General features: G+C 54.0%; 15 protein-coding genes. 5 read left to right on the forward strand and 10 right to left on the reverse strand.

Features of this window, described 5'->3' with window-relative positions; translation table 11 throughout:
* The first annotated feature begins 20 nt into the window (after nt 1-20).
* Complete coding sequence (gene mfd / locus ACMYSL_RS17525) at nt 21-3,467, forward strand: transcription-repair coupling factor (protein WP_434659216.1); 3,447 nt, start codon at nt 21-23, stop codon at nt 3,465-3,467.
* Nucleotides 3,468-3,632: 165 nt separating this feature from the next.
* Complete coding sequence (gene ldtC / locus ACMYSL_RS17530; RefSeq protein ID WP_434659217.1) at nt 3,633-4,592, forward strand: L,D-transpeptidase LdtC; 960 nt, start codon at nt 3,633-3,635, stop codon at nt 4,590-4,592.
* A 157-nt stretch (nt 4,593-4,749) separates the two neighbouring features.
* Here the strand turns inward: ldtC and bhsA are convergent, their stop codons facing one another.
* Nucleotides 4,750-5,007, reverse strand: coding sequence for a multiple stress resistance protein BhsA (gene bhsA / locus ACMYSL_RS17535; protein ID WP_434659218.1), 258 nt, complete (start codon nt 5,005-5,007; stop codon nt 4,750-4,752).
* Nucleotides 5,008-5,256: 249 nt separating this feature from the next.
* On the opposite strand from bhsA, the gene ACMYSL_RS17540 reads away from it, so the two are divergent.
* Both ACMYSL_RS17540 and ACMYSL_RS17545 read left to right on the forward strand, forming a co-directional pair.
* The gene (locus ACMYSL_RS17540) at nt 5,257-5,892 is read left to right on the forward strand and encodes a TetR/AcrR family transcriptional regulator (RefSeq protein WP_304258159.1); all 636 of its coding nucleotides are present in this window, start codon (nt 5,257-5,259) and stop codon (nt 5,890-5,892) included.
* A 232-nt stretch (nt 5,893-6,124) separates the two neighbouring features.
* Nucleotides 6,125-8,302 carry a TonB-dependent siderophore receptor gene (locus ACMYSL_RS17545; RefSeq protein ID WP_434659219.1) on the forward strand — a complete coding sequence of 726 codons (2,178 nt, stop codon included), beginning with the start codon at nt 6,125-6,127 and terminating at the stop codon, nt 8,300-8,302.
* A 47-nt stretch (nt 8,303-8,349) separates the two neighbouring features.
* On the opposite strand, the gene ACMYSL_RS17550 is transcribed toward ACMYSL_RS17545, so the two are convergent.
* The 8 genes from ACMYSL_RS17550 to hinT all read right to left on the reverse strand — a co-directional run bounded on the left by ACMYSL_RS17550 (nt 8,350) and on the right by hinT (nt 14,563).
* Nucleotides 8,350-8,889: a glycine zipper 2TM domain-containing protein gene (locus tag ACMYSL_RS17550; RefSeq protein ID WP_112216808.1), complete on the reverse strand. Its 540-nt coding sequence runs from the start codon at nt 8,887-8,889 to the stop codon at nt 8,350-8,352.
* Nucleotides 8,890-9,219: 330 nt separating this feature from the next.
* Entirely contained in the window at nt 9,220-10,524 is a 1,305-nt protein-coding gene (locus ACMYSL_RS17555; RefSeq protein ID WP_142512420.1) for an NAD(P)/FAD-dependent oxidoreductase, read from the reverse strand.
* Between the two features lie 234 nt (nt 10,525-10,758).
* Nucleotides 10,759-11,301 carry an alpha/beta hydrolase YcfP gene (gene ycfP, locus ACMYSL_RS17560; protein WP_112216810.1) on the reverse strand — a complete coding sequence of 181 codons (543 nt, stop codon included), beginning with the start codon at nt 11,299-11,301 and terminating at the stop codon, nt 10,759-10,761.
* A 36-nt stretch (nt 11,302-11,337) separates the two neighbouring features.
* A complete protein-coding gene (gene nagZ, locus ACMYSL_RS17565; RefSeq protein WP_304258150.1) occupies nt 11,338-12,348 on the reverse strand; it encodes a beta-N-acetylhexosaminidase in 1,011 nt (336 codons plus the stop codon).
* A 31-nt stretch (nt 12,349-12,379) separates the two neighbouring features.
* On the reverse strand, nt 12,380-13,198 hold the full coding sequence (gene thiK / locus ACMYSL_RS17570) for a thiamine kinase (RefSeq protein WP_434659220.1): 819 nt from the start codon (nt 13,196-13,198) through the stop codon (nt 12,380-12,382).
* Nucleotides 13,179-13,805: a penicillin-binding protein activator LpoB gene (gene lpoB / locus ACMYSL_RS17575; protein WP_167492879.1), complete on the reverse strand. Its 627-nt coding sequence runs from the start codon at nt 13,803-13,805 to the stop codon at nt 13,179-13,181. The genes thiK and lpoB overlap by 20 nt, the downstream gene beginning before the upstream one ends.
* Nucleotides 13,806-13,826: 21 nt before the next feature.
* The gene (locus ACMYSL_RS17580) at nt 13,827-14,201 is read right to left on the reverse strand and encodes a YcfL family protein (RefSeq protein WP_181482679.1); all 375 of its coding nucleotides are present in this window, start codon (nt 14,199-14,201) and stop codon (nt 13,827-13,829) included.
* 5 nt (nt 14,202-14,206) lie between these two features.
* Nucleotides 14,207-14,563, reverse strand: coding sequence for a purine nucleoside phosphoramidase (hinT, locus tag ACMYSL_RS17585; protein ID WP_041144975.1), 357 nt, complete (start codon nt 14,561-14,563; stop codon nt 14,207-14,209).
* A 353-nt stretch (nt 14,564-14,916) separates the two neighbouring features.
* On the opposite strand from hinT, the gene fhuE reads away from it, so the two are divergent.
* Entirely contained in the window at nt 14,917-17,100 is a 2,184-nt protein-coding gene (fhuE, locus tag ACMYSL_RS17590) for a ferric-rhodotorulic acid/ferric-coprogen receptor FhuE (RefSeq protein WP_434664134.1), read from the forward strand.
* 227 nt (nt 17,101-17,327) lie between these two features.
* Here fhuE and ptsG read toward each other — a convergent pair whose 3' ends face one another.
* Nucleotides 17,328-18,761, reverse strand: coding sequence for a PTS glucose transporter subunit IIBC (gene ptsG / locus ACMYSL_RS17595; RefSeq protein WP_181482682.1), 1,434 nt, complete (start codon nt 18,759-18,761; stop codon nt 17,328-17,330).
* Nucleotides 18,762-18,772 lie beyond the last annotated feature (11 nt).

Here is an 18,772-nt window from a genome sequence, read left to right on the forward strand (position 1 = left end):
AAGAGATTATGATACCGTCTATGCCTGAACAAAACCGATACTCTCTGCCGGTCAAAGCCGGCGATCAGCGCCAGCTTGGCGAACTTACCGGCGCGGCCTGCGCGACGCTGGTGGCAGAAATGGCCGAGCGTCATGCCGGACCGGTGATCCTTATCGCCCCGGACATGCAAAACGCTCTGCGGCTGAATGATGAAATCAGGCAGTTTACCGACAGCATGGTGGCAGGCCTGGCGGACTGGGAAACGCTCCCCTACGACAGCTTCTCGCCGCACCAGGATATTATCTCTTCCCGTCTCGCCACCCTTTATCAGCTTCCGACTATGGAACGCGGCGTGCTGATCGTTCCGGTCAGCACCCTGATGCAGCGCGTCTGCCCGCATAATTTCCTTCATGGTCATGCGTTGGTGATGAAAAAAGGCCAGCGTCTGTCACGGGATGCGCTGCGCTCGCAGCTCGATAGCGCCGGTTATCGCCATGTCGATCAGGTGATGGAGCACGGTGAATACGCCACGCGCGGGGCGCTGCTTGACCTGTACCCAATGGGTAGCGAGCAGCCTTATCGCCTTGACTTTTTTGATGACGAAATCGACAGCCTGCGTCTGTTCGACGTCGACAGCCAGCGCACGCTGGAAGAAGTCGCCGCCATTAATTTGCTACCTGCGCATGAATTTCCGATTGACCAGGCCGCTATCGAACTCTTCCGCAGCCAATGGCGCGACCGCTTCGACGTGAAACGCGACGCCGAACATATTTATCAGCAGGTCAGTAAAGGCACGCTGCCAGCGGGGATCGAATACTGGCAGCCGCTGTTTTTTAACGAGCCGCTACCGCCGCTGTTCAGCTATTTCCCGGCTAAAACGCTGATTGTGAATACTGGCGATCTGGAGGCCAGCGCCGAACGATTTCAGAATGAAACCCGCGCCCGCTTTGAAAATCGCGGCGTCGACCCGATGCGCCCTCTTCTGCCACCTGAGATGCTATGGCTGCGTAGCGATGAGCTGTTTAGCGAGCTAAAAAAATGGCCGCGCGTGCAGCTTAAAACCGAGCGTCTGGCGGAGAAAGCCGCCAATACCAACCTCGGTTATCAGACATTACCCGAACTGGCAATTCAGGCGCAGAACAAAGCGCCGCTGGATAACCTGCGCCGCTTCCTTGAATCCTTCAGCGGGCCAGTGATTTTCTCTGTGGAAAGCGAAGGCCGTCGCGAAACGCTGGGCGAAATGCTGGCGCGAATTAAGGTGGCGCCGAAATATATTCAACGCCTTGAAGACGCTACCGGTAATGGCCGCTACCTGATGATCGGCGCGGCGGAACATGGTTTTATCGACAGCCAGCGTAACCTAGCGCTGATTTGCGAAAGTGACCTTCTGGGCGAACGCGTTGCCCGTCGCCGCCAGGATTCGCGGCGCACCATTAACCCGGACACCTTGATCCGCAACCTGGCGGAGCTGCATATTGGCCAGCCGGTGGTGCATCTTGAGCATGGCGTAGGCCGCTACGCCGGAATGACCACCCTTGAAGCGGGCGGCATTAATGGCGAATACCTGATGCTGACCTACGCCAACGACGCCAAACTGTACGTGCCGGTGTCGTCGCTGCATCTGATTAGCCGCTACGCCGGTGGCGCGGAAGAGAACGCGCCGCTGCATAAACTGGGCGGCGACGTTTGGGCCCGCGCGCGGCAGAAAGCCGCAGAGAAGGTGCGTGATGTGGCCGCCGAGCTGCTGGATATTTACGCCCAGCGAGCAGCAAAAGCAGGCTACGCGTTTAAACATGATAAAGAGCAGTACCAGCTATTCTGCGACGGCTTCCCGTTCGAAACCACACCGGATCAAGCGCAGGCCATCAACGCCGTGTTAAGCGATATGTGCCAGCCGCTGGCAATGGACCGTCTGGTCTGTGGCGATGTGGGCTTTGGTAAAACTGAAGTCGCCATGCGCGCCGCTTTTCTGGCGGTTGAAAACCATAAGCAGGTGGCGGTGCTGGTGCCGACCACACTGCTCGCCCAGCAGCACTTTGATAACTTCCGCGATCGCTTCGCCAACTGGCCGGTGCGCATCGAGATGCTCTCGCGCTTCAGAAGCGCCAAAGAACAGGCGCAGATCCTCGAACAGGTCGCTGAAGGAAAAATCGACATACTTATCGGCACCCATAAGCTGCTGCAACCGGACGTTAAGCTGCGCGATCTTGGCCTGCTGATTGTCGATGAAGAGCACCGATTCGGCGTGCGCCACAAAGAGCGCATCAAGGCAATGCGCGCCGACGTCGATATCCTGACCCTGACCGCGACGCCAATTCCGCGAACTCTGAATATGGCGATGAGCGGAATGCGCGATCTGTCGATCATTGCCACGCCGCCGGCCCGCCGTCTGGCGGTCAAAACCTTTGTGCGCGAATATGATGCTCTGGTGGTGCGTGAGGCTATCCTGCGCGAAGTGCTGCGCGGCGGCCAGGTTTACTATCTCTTTAATGATGTCGAAAACATCCAGAAAGCGGCAGACAAGCTGGCAGAGCTGGTACCGGAAGCGCGTATCGCCATCGGCCACGGGCAGATGCGCGAGCGCGAGCTGGAGCGGGTGATGAATGATTTCCACCACCAGCGCTTTAACGTGCTGGTGTGCACCACCATCATCGAAACCGGGATCGACATTCCCACCGCCAACACCATTATTATCGAGCGCGCCGACCACTTCGGTCTGGCGCAGCTGCACCAGCTGCGCGGTCGTGTTGGTCGTTCGCACCATCAGGCCTATGCCTGGCTGCTGACGCCGCATCCGAAAGCGATGACTACCGATGCGCAAAAACGCCTTGAGGCTATCGCGTCGCTTGAAGATCTCGGCGCTGGGTTCGCGCTGGCGACCCATGACCTCGAAATTCGCGGCGCGGGTGAACTACTGGGCGAAGATCAGAGCGGTTCGATGGAAACCATCGGCTTCTCGCTGTATATGGAGCTGCTGGAAAACGCCGTCGATGCGCTGAAAGCCGGGCGCGAACCCTCTCTGGAAGATCTCACCAGCCAGCAGACGGAAGTTGAGCTGCGGATGCCGTCACTGCTGCCGGACGACTTTATCCCGGACGTGAATACTCGCCTGTCGTTCTACAAGCGCATTGCCAGCGCGAAAAATGAAAACGAGCTGGAGGAGATCAAGGTTGAGCTTATCGATCGCTTCGGCCAACTGCCGGATCCGGCAAGAAACCTGCTCGATATCGCCCGTTTACGCCAGCAGGCGCAGAAGCTAGGGATCCGCAAACTGGAGAGCAACGAAAAAGGCGGTACCGTTGAGTTTAACGAGAAGAATCACGTTAACCCCATGTGGCTAATTGGTTTATTGCAGAAACAGCCTCAGCACTATCGACTTGATGGCCCGACGCGGCTGAAGTTTATGCAGGACCTTGCCGAGCGTAAAACGCGGATGGACTGGGTGCGTCAGTTTATGCGTCAACTGGAAGAAAACACCACCGCTTAGCGGTATTAGGGATACGGCCTGGACGCCGTATCCCGGCCCTCCAACATGCTCTGCAAAATTTACAAACATTTTGCAATCCCCCTGCACTTCCCAACACTCGCTACGCCATAATGCACAAGACTTTACGTATAAAAATAACCACTTACATTATATGGAATTAGCGTGATGAAAAGCTTTTCGCGTATTTCAATTTGGTTGGGGATGATTGCCATCGCCGCCGCGCTGGCGCTACCCGCCCGCGCCAATACCTGGCCGCTGCCGCCTCCGGGCAGCCGGCTGGTTGGGCAAAATCAGTTTCACGTCGTCGAAAATAACGGCGGTTCCCTGGAGGCCATTGCCAAAAAGTACAATGTCGGTTTTCTGGCGCTGCTACAAGCGAACCCTGGCGTTGATCCTTACGTTCCGCGAGCGGGCAGCGTGCTGACAATTCCGCTACAAACCCTGTTACCTGAAGCGCCGCGCGAAGGGTTAGTCCTTAACCTTGCCGAGCTGCGCCTCTACTACTATCCGCCGGGTAAAAGCGAGGTCACCGTCTATCCTATCGGCATTGGTCAGTTGGGCGGCGATACCATTACGCCAACGATGGTCACTACCGTTTCCGACAAGCGCGCAAACCCGACCTGGACGCCGACGGCCAATATTCGCGCCCGCTATAAATCAATGGGCATTGACCTGCCCGCCGTCATGCCTGCCGGGCCAGATAACCCGATGGGCCACCACGCCATTCGTCTGGCAGCCTACGGCGGCGTCTATCTGCTTCATGGAACTAACGCTGATTTCGGCATCGGTATGCGCGTCAGCTCCGGCTGCATCCGCCTGCGCGATGACGATATCAAAACGTTGTATAGCAAGATAACGCCGGGCACTAAGGTCACCATTATCAATACGCCGATTAAAGCCTCTGTCGAGCCGGACGGTACACGTCTGGTTGAAATTCACCAGCCGCTGTCCAAACACATTGATGACGATCCGCAGACGCTGCCTATTACGCTTAACGACAGCATGCAGGCCTTTAAGCAGACCCAGTTAACCGATGAGGATGTTATGGAGCGCGCAATGACGCTGCGTTCAGGTATGCCGGTTGACGTGACGCGTCACCATGGTGGCGGCACGCAGTCGCTATAGCCTCCTGAAAGCAGATATAAAAAAACCGCCTGACACAAACGTGCTGGCGGTTTTTTTGTAGCAATAATCAAACAGGGTACAACATATTTCTTGCTAACGCGGGCTGCTGAAGGGGTCAGGTCCGCGTTTTGTCAGTGGCATGACAGGGTACAAAAAATTATTTGTAGATAACCGCAGTCCCGTGAAGGGTGTTAGGACCGGTTACCGAAGTAATACGATAAGAGCTTGCGCCCATTTCTTCAGCCTTTTGCGCCAGCTGATCTTCCAGAGAACCCAGGTTGGTCCCGGCGGAAGCGGAAACGGTGCCAATTTTATGCTGGCCTGCCGGGGTTGACTGAACTTCAACAGCGGCAAAGCTTGCGAAAGAGAGCGAGCTAAGAACAGCGGCGACGGCCAATGTTTTAACGTTTTTCATGATTATTATACCTATGCAGATGAATGTTTTTGTAGGGTCGAACGAATTAACTTAACGATCGATAGGTAAATAATAATGTGATCCACATCACACGTCAAACCATTTTTATAACGACCGTTTAACTATTTATAAAAAACTTAAAATTCATACATATATGAATTATTTATTTTTAGAGCAACATCACTGGCAGCCCACGACGTTTATTTTTATAATGCCCTTTCAACAAACCAACACAGGTACAACGGCGCCATGACAACTGACGTTCAAGGTTGCGTAAAAAAAAGCCGTGGCCGACCTAAAGTGTTCGACAGGGACGCGGCGCTGGATAAGGCCATGACACTCTTCTGGCAGCACGGCTATGAAGCCACCTCTCTTGCCGATCTGGTAGAGGCGACGGGCGCAAAAGCGCCAACGCTCTATGCAGAATTCGTGAATAAAGAGGGGCTGTTTCGCGCAGTGCTGGATCGCTACATCTCTCGCTTTGCCGCCAAACACGAAGCATTGCTGTTTGATGAGGGCAAAACCGTCGATCAGGCATTGCGCGATTACTTCACCGCTGTCGCCACCTGCTTTACCAGCAAAGAAACGCCCGCAGGCTGCTTTATGGTCAACGCCTCTGCAGCGCTGGCGGCCTCGTCTACCGATATCGCCAATACGCTTAAATCGCGGCATGCCATGCAGGAACAGGCATTGACGCAATTTCTACAGCAGCGGCAGCTGCGCGGCGAACTTCCGTCTGACGGCGACGTGAGCCAATTGGCGCAGTTCTTAAGCTGCGTATTGCAGGGCATGTCAATCAGCGCCCGCGAAGGTGCAGATTTCACTAAAATCATGCAAATTGCCGAGACCATGATGCGTCTTTGGCCGCAGGTTCTTCAGCACTAAACCTCTCTTTGACCGATGGCTCCTCCGTCGGTCACCCCCCCTGCTTACCCACACATTAATTAATGATTTCAATAGGTTATTTGCACATTTCACGTAAATGATATTGATAACAATAATCAATACGGGCAAACTTCAGCCTTAAACATTTCTGTTTATTTCACCTTGTAACAACCGGTGCGCCCGTACCGGAAAACTAAAACAACGATATCGTAAACTCATAAAAGGAATGAGCATGAAAACGCGTCTCTGGGTGCTTAACCCACTGCTGCTGGCAACCGCCCTCCCCGCCTGGGCCGCTGATGACAACATGATCGTCAGCGCCAACCGTACACACCGTACCGTCGCTGAAATGGCCCAGACCACCTGGGTTATCGAAGGCCAGGAAATTGAACAACAGGTTCAGGGCGGTAAAGAGTTCAAAGATGTCCTGGCACAGCTGATTCCCGGCATCGACGTCAGCAGCCAGGGACGTACTAACTACGGCATGAATATGCGCGGTCGCGCGATCGTGGTGCTGATTGACGGCGTTCGCCTTAACTCTTCCCGTACCGACAGCCGTCAGCTCGACTCTATCGATCCTTTCAACATTGAGCACATCGAGGTGATCTCCGGGGCAACATCGCTGTACGGCGGCGGCAGTACCGGCGGTCTTATCAATATCGTCACCAAAAAGGGCCAACAGGAGCGCCAGGTCGATCTGGAGCTGGGCGGCAAAACCGGCTTTGCTAATAGCAACGATCATGATGAGCGCGTCGCGACGGCGGTGAGTGGTGGAACCGACCACGCATCTGGCCGCTTGTCTGTAGCCTATCAACGCTTTGGCGGCTGGTATGACGGCAACAACAATGCGCTGGTCCTCGATAATACCCAGACCGGGCTTCAGCACTCGGATCGCCTGGACGTGATGGGAACAGGAACCATCGAAATTGACAATAACCGTCAGCTCCAGCTGGTCACGCAATACTATAAAAGTCAGGGAGACGACTACGGACTGTATCTGGGGAAAAATATGTCGGCGGTGACCGGCGACGGTAAAGCCTTCACCACTGACGGGCTTAATTCCGACCGCGTCCCCGGCACCGAACGCCACTTGATTAGCTTGCAGTACTCAGATGCTGACTTCTTTGGTCAGAACCTGGTCAGCCAAATCTACTATCGTGATGAATCCCTGACCTTTTACCCCTTCCCTACGCTGAGTAAAGGCCAGGTCAGCAGCTTCTCTTCCTCAAAGCAGGATACCGATCAATATGGCGCGAAGATAACCTTGAATAGCCAGCCGCTGGACGGCTGGGATCTGACCTGGGGGCTAGATGCCGATCACGAAACCTTCAACGCCAACCAGATGTTCTTCGACCTGGGGCAATCGATGCCTTCCGGCGGCCTGAATAATCAGTCGATTTATACTACCGGTCGTTATCCGAGCTACAGCATTACCAACCTGGCACCTTTCCTGCAGTCCAGCTATGACCTGAACGATATCTTCAGCATTAGCGGCGGTGTGCGCTACCAGTGGACGGAAAATAAGGTCGATGATTTTGTCGGCTACGCCCAGCAGCAGGATGTCGCCAACGGCAAAGCCAGCTCGGCGGATGCGATTCCGGGTGGTAAAACCGATTACGACAACTTCTTATTTAACGCCGGGATTGTTGCCCACCTTACCGACCGTCAGCAAACCTGGTTTAACTTCTCCCAGGGCGTTGAGCTGCCGGATCCGGGCAAATATTACGGCATTGGCAAATATGGCGCGGCGGTCAACGGTCATCTGCCTCTGCTTTCAAGCGTTAACGTCGGCGATTCACCGTTGCAGGGAATCAAAGTCAACTCTTACGAGCTCGGCTGGCGCTACACCGGTGATAATCTTCGCACTCAGTTGGCGGCTTACTACTCCACCTCGGATAAGACCATCGTCGTTAACCGTACCGATATGACTATCGACGTCGAGTCTGACAAGCGCCGTATTTATGGACTTGAGGGAGCGGTAGACTACTTCTTCCCTGATAGCGACTGGAGCGCCGGGGCCAACTTTAACGTACTGAAATCTCAGGTGAAGAGTGAGGGCAGCTGGAAAAAATGGGATGTTACGCTCGCGTCGCCTTCAAAAGCCACCGCCTGGGTCGGCTGGGCGCCGGAACCATGGTCGCTACGGGTACAAAGCCAACAGGTGTTTGATATCAGCGATGCCAGCGGCAATAAGCTCGATGGCTATAACACCGTGGACTTTATCGGCAGCTACGCGCTTCCTCTCGGCAAGCTAACCTTCAGCATCGAAAACCTGCTCAATGAAGACTATGTCACCATCTGGGGCCAGCGCGCACCGCTGCTTTACAGCCCAACCTACGGCAGCAGCTCTTTATATGAGTACAAAGGACGCGGTCGCACCTTTGGCCTGAACTACGCACTGAGCTTCTGATAAAAAAGCCCCTCAGACTGAGGGGCTAATAGAAATAAACATCTTTTTTACGCTTTATTAGTCAGAATCAGCTGGCCATTACCGTCCAGCGGAATTTGCGTTCCGGGGTCGCGATCCATGCGGATTTTACCCTGCTGGTCGCCGATTTTATAAGTGACGTCATAACCGAGCATTTTTTCCGATTTGTCGTACACCGTTTTACAGCGCTGCTGGGTAGTGGTGTAGGTATCCCCTTCCTGCATCGATCCCTGTATCTGGTTACCGGCGTAGCCGCCGCCCAGCGCACCGACCACGGTAGCAACATCACGACCGCGTCCGCCGCCAAACTGATGGCCAATAACGCCACCGGCGACTGCACCTAATACGGAACCCGCGATACGGTTTTCATCCTGCACCGGGCGACGATGGGTCACGGTGACGTTTCGGCACTCCTGGCGTGGCGTTTTAACGCTCTCTTTTATCGGCGTACTGGACACCACCTGCGCATATTGTGGGCCACGATCTAACACGTTAAGACCGGCAACGGCTGCAACGCCCAGCGCGGCGGCCACGCCAATTCCTATACCCGCCAACATCGATTTATTCACGGGAGATCCTCCTTCATTGCTATTGCCTGTAATTCTGCGATCGGGACACAGGGCTTGCAAATAAGAAGCGGATTAAAAATACAGGAAAATAGCAGGATTCAGAGGAATCCGAGAAGATTTAGCGGATAAGGCAGAAGGATATTCTGGAATTGAGCTATAAATATACCCTAAATAATTCGAGTTGCAGGAAGGCGGCAAGTGAGAAAGTCCCGATGAGCTTACTCAAGTAAGTGATTCGGGCGAACGAGCGTAGCCAACGCACAAGCAACTTGAAGTATGACGGGTATAAATCGGGCGGCAAAACCATCAGGTTCTGCCGCCCGTCGGTCATTAATGCAGCTTCAGACGCGGACGAATAATACGGTTGATACGGCCAACCAGCATCATCAGGCCGGTTTTAAAGTAGCCGTGCAGCGCAATCTGGTGCATACGGTACAGAGAGATGTACACGAAACGCGCGATGCGCCCTTCGATCATCATAGAACCGCGCATCAGGTTGCCCATCAGGCTTCCGACGGTGGAATAGTTAGAGAGCGATACCAGCGAACCGTGATCTTTATAGGTATAAGATTTCAGCGGTTTGCCTTTCATTTGCGCCAGAATATTGTGCAGGGCGCAGCTCGCCATCTGGTGTGCTGCCTGGGCGCGCGGCGGCACAAAACCACCTTCCGGACGGGCGCAGGAAGCGCAGTCGCCGATTGCGTAGATGTCCTGATCGCGCGTGGTCTGCAGCGTCGGCTCAACCACCAGTTGGTTGATGCGGTTAGTTTCCAGACCACCAATCTCTTTCATAAAGTCCGGTGCTTTAATCCCTGCCGCCCAGACCATCAGATCAGCGTCAATAAATTCACCGTCTTTGGTGTGCAGACCGTTAGCATCGGCGCTGGTGACCATGGTTTTAGTCAACACGCGAACGCCAAGCTTGGTCAGCTCGCTGTGCGCAGCGCCAGAAATGCGCGGCGGCAGTGCAGGCAGAATGCGCTCCCCGGCTTCCACCAGCGTCACGTTCAGCGCTTCGTTAGTCAGTCCTTTGTAACCGTAGCTGTGGAGCTGTTTTACCGCATTGTGCAGTTCAGCAGAAAGCTCCACGCCGGTCGCGCCGCCGCCGACGATGGCGATATTCACTTTGCCGTTCGCGCCGAGATTCGCAGAATACTTCAAGAACAGATCCAGCATTTCCTGGTGGAAACGGCGCGCCTGATGCGGGTTGTCGAGGAAAATACAGTTCTCTTTTACGCCAGGGGTGTTGAAGTCGTTAGAAGTGCTTCCCAACGCCATGACCAGCGTGTCGTAAGGCAGCTTGCGCTCGGCAACCAGCAGTTCGCCTTTTTCATTATGCACCTCAGCCAGGGTGATGGTTTTCGCTTCGCGGTTGATATCCATCACCGAGCCCAGTTGGAACTGGAATCCGTGGTTGCGGGCATGAGCCAGGTAGCTCAGCGCATCTACACCTTCATCAAGTGAACCGGTTGCCACTTCATGCAGCAGCGGTTTCCACAGGTGACTATGATTGCGATCGACCAGCGTTATTTTGGCTTTTTTATTACGACCTAGCTTTTTACCCAACTGAGTCGCCAGCTCCAGCCCACCGGCCCCACCACCTACAATCACTATTTTTTTCATTGGTGTAGTCACACAACCCCCTAAAATTATTAACCAATTGTTAATTAAAAGTTATAACAATAGCCTTTAATTAACAGCAGGTTACAGCAATGAAACCATCCAACGAGATCGAGAATAACATGAACGGTGCATTGGTCATACCAAAATTGATATGCATCAAGTTTTACCGCATATTTTTTGAGCGCACAGTCGCATAACTGGATAAAAAAAGCCCGCGGTGTTTTCACACTGCGGGCTGGAGGAGGATCAGCCGAGGGTTTTAAAGGCTTTTATTCGCTGAAGATGAGGAGAGATATTTTTAAACTTGTGGGTCTGCTCTTCATCCCAGATGATCTCGTAGTAATGATGCAGCAAATCCGCCGAACGCTGGCTATTCAGCGCTTCGTCCTGACGCGAGAGCACGACCAGGCAACGATCGCGATTTTTTTCACGGAAGTTATTCACGCACTTAGTGGCGATATCCGCATACTCTTCCGGCCGGTCAATCTTGCCTTCCATATTTTCATTGGGGAACAAATTCGGGTTCAGAATGGCCTGACGGATATCACAAAGAAAACCAATCCGTTCCGCCCAGAAACCGCCAAGGCCCACGCCGCAAATGAGCGGGCGATCGTCAGCGCTCAGCTGTAGCATCTTGTCGACCTCTTTCAACAAGTGCTGCATATCATGTTTGGGATGCCGCGTGCTGTAGCTAATCAACCGGACATCAGGGTCGATAAACTGAAGCTGAAGCACCTTCTCATGGTTACCGGGGCTGTTTGAGTCAAAACCATGTAAATAGATAATCATCGCATCCTCACCAGACAACAACGCCTTTCAGGTTTATTACGCGGATTTCGCCTCTTGCCAGCGCTCGTGAAGCTGTTCGAGCTGCGCGCTTATCGTTTTCCAGCGGGCGGAATCCCTTAACTCCTGACGACTAAAAGAACCTTTATGATACAATTTCGTAACACACTCTGTTTTGATCGGCGACAGGTTATCCAGCACGCTGACCGCACCTTTACGATTATTGCAGACCAGGATCATATCGCAACCCGCATCCAGCGATGCCTGCCCACGCTCGGCATAGCTGCCCATAATCGCCGCTCCTTCCATCGACAGATCGTCAGAGAAAATAACCCCATCAAAGCCCAGTTCACCGCGCAGAACCGTCTTCAGCCAGTGCGCTGAACCGCTCGCCGGACGCGGGTCAACGTCGCTGTAAATAACGTGAGCAGGCATAATGGCATCCAGCCGCTGCTCAGTGATAAGCGTGCGGAACACCGCCATATCTTTAGCGCGAATCTCCGCTTGCGCGCGCGGGTCACGCGGCGTCTCTTTGTGTGAATCTGCGGTCACCGCACCGTGACCGGGGAAGTGCTTACCGGTAGTTTTCATTCCCGCACCGTGCATTCCGTCAATAAAATGACGGGCTATCGCCAGCGCTTTGTCGGGGTCTTCATGATAAGAACGTTCGCCGATGGCGGCGCTGATATGCCCAACGTCCAGCACCGGCGCAAAGCTAATATCGATATCCATGGCGATCATTTCGCTGGCCATCAGCCAACCGGCCTCTTCTGCCAGCTTACCGCCCTCTTCCATGCCGAGCAGCGCGGCAAAGGATTGCGCCGCCGGTAAGCGGGTAAAACCCTCGCGGAAACGCTGCACGCGACCGCCTTCCTGGTCAACCGCCACCACCAGATGGTTGCGAGAAGCCTCGCGGATCTGGCGAACCAGCTCGCGTAACTGCGCTGGATCGTGGTAGTTGCGGGTAAACAGGATTAGCCCGCCAACTAAGGGATGCGCCAGAATCTCACGCTCTTCCGCATCCAGTTCAAAACCTTCGACATCCAACATTACCGGGCCCACACATACCTCTCTTATCTTTTTATTCTTTCTCTAGCTGACGCCATATCTCATTCGCCAGCGCAATAAACTGTCGATCGCCGGTTTGTTGCCAGCGTCGCTCATACCAGCCTGCAATCAGCAGACGTACCCATGGACGCCAGCGCTGTATTTGTCGCCATAGTTGAAGCTCATCAATATGCGCCAGCCTCGCGTACTCTGACGCTAGCTGGCGGTGCGCCACGGGCTCAATCCATACCGCAGCCAGCTCCAGCGCGATATCACCATCTCCGGCATATTCCCAATCAATAAGCCGCAGCCCACCCTCGCTATGGACAATATTGCCCGCGTGAACATCCATATGTAATGGCGCGAGACGCAACGGCCGAGGTTCGCCGCGTAGCAACAGTTGCTTATGCCAGCGTAACCATAACGGCGTGCGCCGGGCGGAATCGCACTGCTGCCAGTAAAGCTCAAGCAATGGGCTCAGCGTAATACGCCAGCCAAAGCGTGGTTGCCGGTGCAGATGATACAGTAACCCCGCAAGCGCCGGACACTCCGGCAGTGCGTTTGCCACGTCACCGATGAAATATTCCACCACCATCCAGGCTGGAGAATAAAAAAGCGGAGCCGGAGCAAGCGTAGCAGGGAGACGGGAGAGCGCATGGTACTGGCGACGAAAATGACAGATTGGCGCCTGCACATCATGCGGCTGGCGCAGAACCAATCTTTGGCGACCATCGCTGATGACACAACTGCCGCCGCTCAGACCGTTTTCAGTCAGCGCGGCAACAGGTGAAAAGCAAGGAAAAAAGCGCGACAGCACTTCGTCGCGCGTAAGCTTATTGTTGCTGAACCGCACCTTTACCTGACCAGATAATTTCGCCAGTTTGCACCAGCATCAGTTGCATTTTCAGCTCAGGCGAGTTGACGTTGCCGGTCGCGTTGGAATAGAGCACATACTGTGCGCCAACGGTACGGGCAATACCCATCGCCTTACTGCGGCTGCCGAGACTATCCTGTGGCGACAGGCCAAGCTGCTGTTTGGCGACGCCGAGCTGCTGCTGCGATACGAGGGTAAATTTACCATTACCCGCCAGCGCGTTGTGTAACGCGGTTGTCGCCTCAGCGGCGTTCAACGTGCCGTTGGTGCGGTTGTTTACGCTATCAATCAGCAGGATACTACCTGCTGTCACGCCGCCCGCTTGCAGCATTTGTCCAACCATCGGCTGCACTGCGCTGCTCCAGTCATAATGACGCACGCGCGGGGCCGGTTGCGCTGGCTCCTCGCCATGTTCAATTGGGCCTGGCTGCGTAGGTATCACAGGAATACTTGGCACAGTCGGCTGCGGCTGAACAGGCTGCTGCGGTTTTGGCTGTGCTTCCTCAACGGGAGCGGGCTGCTGACCTGGCCCTACGCACCCGGCAAGGAATATCGCCAGTGCGGTAACAAGTGCATAGCGACACATTTTAATCATTACGATGACCTCTTACAGATAAAGATAAAGTCGGGCCTTGTGCGCCCCCAGAATATTGGCGCTGCCGTAAAGCGTGACCGAGGAGTGCGCGGGAACCGTTATGCTGCGCGCCGGCTCAAGTGGATGCATCTCCAGCCCTCTGGCGTCATACCAGAAAAAGCGATAATGCACGGTCACCGGTACCTGGCGCTCATTAAATAATCTTGTGGTCGCCGTCGCTTGTATCTCTGAGGCGGTCACCGTCGGTACTTCAGCGCTAATCCCCGCCGCCAGCACGTTAGATTCCATAACCAGACTTTGCTGATCGCTGACCGGTATTTCCGGATGCGAACTGCATCCAGCCAGGAGCGTCGCGGCCAGAAGTGCGCCGAAATGGGCTGCGCGCATGGGTATTAACCTTTGTGGGCCAGCATTGGACCTAATGGACGCCCGCCCAGCAGATGCATGTGGATATGGTAGACCTCCTGACCCCCGTGGCGATTGCAATTGACGATCAGGCGGTAGCCATCGTCGGCAAGCCCCTCGTCGCGGGCAATTTTCGCCGCAACGGTCATCATCCGGCCAAGAGCCAGTTCATGCTCCGTAGTCACATCGTTGACGGTTGGAATCAGGATATTAGGAATGATCAGAATATGGGTCGGCGCCTGCGGGGAGATATCGCGAAAAGCGGTGACCAGCTCGTCCTGATAAACAATATCCGACGGGATCTCCCGGCGAATGATTTTGCTGAAAATCGTTTCTTCTGCCATGACTGATTCCTTATTAATTTTTATACCGTGCTCTGGCCTGCCCCTGCAGATAAACGCGGATGCACAGGATTCGCTTAAGAGTATGAGCGAGTTACTCCCACTCTTTCAACCTGAAAGCGTTTTTTCTTACGCGACAAAGGACTTAGCTGCTGACTGATTAATCATTTCGCATGTTCGCCATTTTCACTAGCCCACCCAAAATCATTCAGCACACATATTTTACCTCTGTTTACATATTAAATATTAATGCGTATATTTCTCATTTGTATTCACATTGAATGCAGCGCGCTTTCGATCGACCGCGGTCACAGAGCCTCGGCGAATAATAATTATCATATGATCAAGGGTTTATGATGTCTCTCTCCACCAACACCCGGGATGGGCGTATTGCGCCATCTCTGCTTGCTATGGGCATAGCGCTGGCGCTCTTTCCTGACCTCGGCCAAGCTGCCAGTAAGTCCGAAGAAACTCTCATTGTAGAAGGTTCCACAGATACCGCTTCCAGTGCTCAAGAGCAGGATTACAGCGTCAAAACCACCTCTGCCGGGACCAAGATGGAAATGGCACAGCGCGATATCCCACAATCGGTCAGCATTATCACCGAGCAACGGATGCAGGATCAGCAGTTGCAAACCCTTGGCGACGTGATGGATCACACGACCGGGATCAGCAGCAGCCAGGCAGACTCAGATCGCACCAGCTACTACTCTCGCGGCTTTCAAATTGACAACTACATGGTCGATGGTATTCCGACCTGGTTTGAATCCCGCTGGAATCTGGGTGACGCCCTTACCGATATGGCGCTCTTCGAGCGAGTGGAAGTCGTGCGTGGCGCCAATGGCCTGCTGACAGGTACGGGCAACCCGGCCGCGTCAATCAACATGATTCGTAAACACGCCACCAGCCGCGAGTTTAAAGGCAATGTCTCTGCGGAGTACGGTAGCTGGAACAAGCAGCGCTATGTTGCTGATATGCAAAGCCCGCTGACCGAAGACGGCAACGTGCGTGCGCGTATTATCGCGGGCTATCAAAATAACGACTCGTGGCTCGATCGTTATAACAGCGAAAAAACCTTCTTCTCCGGCATTCTTGATGCTGACCTCGGAACCTCAACCAGCTTATCCGCTGGCTACGAATATCAGCGTATCGACGTGAATAGCCCAACATGGGGTGGTCTGCCGCGCTGGAATACCGATGGCAGCAAAAACCACTACGACCGTTCTCATAGCACCGCCCCTGATTGGGCTTATAACGACAAAGAGATCAACAAAGTTTTCGTCACGCTGAAACAGCGCTTTGCCGATACCTGGCAGGCGACGATGAACGCGACCCACTCCGAGGTCAAGTTCGACAGCAAAATGATGTACGTTGATGCGTACGTCAATAAAGAGACCGGGATGCTGGTGGGGCCTTATGGCAATTACGGTCCGAGCTTTACCTACGTTGGCGGGACCGGCTGGAACAGCGGCAAGCGTAAAGTCGACGCCGTGGATTTGTTTGCAGATGGCGGCTACGACCTGTTTGGTCGCCAGCACAACCTGATGATTGGCGGCAGCTACAGCAAGCAAAATAACCGCTACTTCAGCTCCTGGGCAAACGTATTTCCGGATGAGATCGGTAATTTCTATGACTTTAATAGTGCCAGCTTCCCGGAAACCAACTGGGGACCGCAGAGCCTGGCGCAGGACGATACCACGCGAATGAAATCGGTATATGCTGCGACTCGTATCTCCCTGCTTGACCCGCTACACTTGATCCTTGGCGTTCGCTATAACAACTGGAGTATCGAGACGCTGACCTACAATATGGAGAAAAACCATACTACGCCGTACGCCGGTCTGGTTTACGACATCAACGATAACTGGTCGGCCTACACCAGCTACACCTCCGTTTTCCAGCCGCAGAATAAGCGTGATAGTTCCGGTAAATATCTGACCCCGGTTACCGGTAATAACTATGAAGTCGGCCTGAAGTCCGACTGGATGGACAGCCGCCTGACCACCACCCTCTCCATATTCCGCATCGAACAGGATAACCTCGGCCAGGCAACCGGCGGGCAAATCCCTGGCAGCAACGGCGAGGCAGCCTATAAAACCGTCAATGGTACCGTAAGCAAAGGGGTGGAGTTCGAAATCAACGGCGCGCTTACCGATAACTGGCAGATGACCTTCGGCGCGACTCGCTTTGTTGCCGAGGATAATGAAGGCAACGCGGTGAACCCTAACCTGCCGCGTACCAGCGTCAAGCTGTTCACCAGCTATCGCCTGCCAGTGATGCCTGATCTGACCGTCGGCGGCGGCGTTAACTGGCAAAACCGTGTTTATAAAGATACCGCTACCCCTTACGGTACTTTCCGTGCGGAACAAGGCAGCTACGCGCTGGTGGATTTGTTTACCCGTTACCAGGTCAGCAAAAACTTTGCCTTACAGGGCAACGTCAATAACCTGTTCGACAAAACCTACGATACCAACATCGACGGCTCGATTGTGTACGGCGAACCGCGCAACTTCAGCATTACCGCCAGCTATCAGTTCTGATTGGTGGTCAATGTTTCGGGAGCCAATCGGCTCCCTTTTTTATGTTATATACCCTAAATAATTCGAGTTGCTTAAAGGCGGCAAGGGAGTGAGTTCCCAGGAGCATAGATAACTATGTGACTGGGGGGAATGAGCGTAGCCAACACATAAGCAACTTGAAGTATGACGGGTATAGACCCATTAAAAAAGGCAGCCATTTGGCTGCCTTAGTCTCCCCACATCACAACTTAGTTGCTACGGATGTACTCATCCATTTCAGTTTTCAGGTTATCGGATTTGGTACCGAAGATTGCCTGAACACCTGAACCTGCAACAACCACGCCAGCAGCGCCCAGTTTTTTCAGGCCAGCCTGATCAACTTTCGCTACATCCGCCACGCTAACGCGCAGACGGGTGATACATGCGTCGAGGTTAGTAATGTTTTCTTTACCGCCGAAGGCTGCAATCAGGGCCGGAGCCATTTCGCTGGTCGCGCCAACTTTGCTGTCTTCAGTTGAATCTTCACGACCCGGCGTTTTCAGGTCCAGCGCTTTGATCAACACGCGGAATACCACGTAGTAAACAATCGCGTAGCAAATACCGACTATCGGGAACAGCCACAGTTTGCTGCTGTTACCGGACAGAACGATAAAGTCGATCAGACCGTGAGAGAACGAAGTACCGTCACGCATACCCAGCAGGATACAGATTGGGAATGCCAGGCCTGCCAGAATCGCGTGGATGATGTACAGGATCGGTGCAACGAACATGAAGGAGAACTCGATCGGCTCGGTGATACCGGTCAGGAACGAGGTCAACGCTGCGGAGATCATGATACCGCCCACTTTCGCGCGGTTTTCGGGTTTAGCAGAGTGCCAGATAGCGATGGCAGCAGCCGGCAGACCGTACATTTTGAACAGGAAGCCGCCGGACAGTTTGCCCGCAGTCGGGTCGCCAGCCATGTAACGAGGGATGTCACCGTGGAACACCTGACCTGCCGCATTGGTGTATTCACCAATTTGCATCTGGAAAGGAACGTTCCAGATATGGTGCAGACCAAACGGCACCAGGCAGCGCTCGATAAAGCCGTAGATACCAAACGCGACAACCGGGTTCTGATAAGCAGCCCACTGAGAGAACGTCTGGATAGCAGTACCGATCGGCGGCCAAATGAAGGAGAGCACGATGCCCATAAAGATCGCGGTCAGACCAGAAATGATCGGCACGAAACGTTTACCGGCGAAGAAGCCCAGATACTCAGGCAGCTTAATACGGTAGAAGCGATTAAACATGTACGCCGCGATCGCGCCCGCAATAATACCGCCCAGTACGCCGGTATCTGCAAGGTGTTTAGCCGCAATCTCTTCAGCAGGTAAATGCAGAACCAGAGGCGCTACCACCGCCATGGTTTTCACCATGATGCCGTAAGCGACAACCGATGCCAGCGCAGATACGCCATCGTTATTGGTGAAGCCTAACGCAACACCGATAGCGAAAATCAGCGGCATATTGGCGAAGACCGAACCGCCCGCTTCTGCCATAACATGTGAAACGACTTCTGGCAGCCAGCTGAAGTTTGCGGAACCGACGCCCAGCAGGATACCTGCGATAGGCAGTACGGATACCGGTAGCATCAGCGATTTACCGACCTTCTGCAGGTTAGCAAATGCATTCTTAAACATAATTGAGAGTG

Origin of the sequence: Klebsiella sp. MISC125 (assembly GCF_051131775.1) — a bacterium.
Classification (GTDB): domain Bacteria; phylum Pseudomonadota; class Gammaproteobacteria; order Enterobacterales; family Enterobacteriaceae; genus Klebsiella.

Bases quoted from the DNA above. Each gene is read 5' to 3' on its own strand.
- ACMYSL_RS17540 (WP_304258159.1), top strand. From the start codon at position 5,257: ATGACAACTGACGTTCAAGGTTGCGTAAAAAAAAGCCGTGGCCGACCT.
- ldtC (WP_434659217.1), top strand. From the start codon at position 3,633: ATGAAAAGCTTTTCGCGTATTTCAATTTGGTTGGGGATGATTGCCATC.
- mfd (WP_434659216.1), top strand. From the start codon at position 21: ATGCCTGAACAAAACCGATACTCTCTGCCGGTCAAAGCCGGCGATCAG.
- hinT (WP_041144975.1), bottom strand. From the start codon at position 14,563: ATGGCAGAAGAAACGATTTTCAGCAAAATCATTCGCCGGGAGATCCCG.
- bhsA (WP_434659218.1), bottom strand. From the start codon at position 5,007: ATGAAAAACGTTAAAACATTGGCCGTCGCCGCTGTTCTTAGCTCGCTC.
- ptsG (WP_181482682.1), bottom strand. From the start codon at position 18,761: ATGTTTAAGAATGCATTTGCTAACCTGCAGAAGGTCGGTAAATCGCTG.
- fhuE (WP_434664134.1), top strand. From the start codon at position 14,917: ATGTCTCTCTCCACCAACACCCGGGATGGGCGTATTGCGCCATCTCTG.
- ACMYSL_RS17580 (WP_181482679.1), bottom strand. From the start codon at position 14,201: ATGCGCGCAGCCCATTTCGGCGCACTTCTGGCCGCGACGCTCCTGGCT.
- lpoB (WP_167492879.1), bottom strand. From the start codon at position 13,805: ATGTGTCGCTATGCACTTGTTACCGCACTGGCGATATTCCTTGCCGGG.
- ACMYSL_RS17545 (WP_434659219.1), top strand. From the start codon at position 6,125: ATGAAAACGCGTCTCTGGGTGCTTAACCCACTGCTGCTGGCAACCGCC.
- nagZ (WP_304258150.1), bottom strand. From the start codon at position 12,348: ATGTTGGATGTCGAAGGTTTTGAACTGGATGCGGAAGAGCGTGAGATT.
- ycfP (WP_112216810.1), bottom strand. From the start codon at position 11,301: ATGATTATCTATTTACATGGTTTTGACTCAAACAGCCCCGGTAACCAT.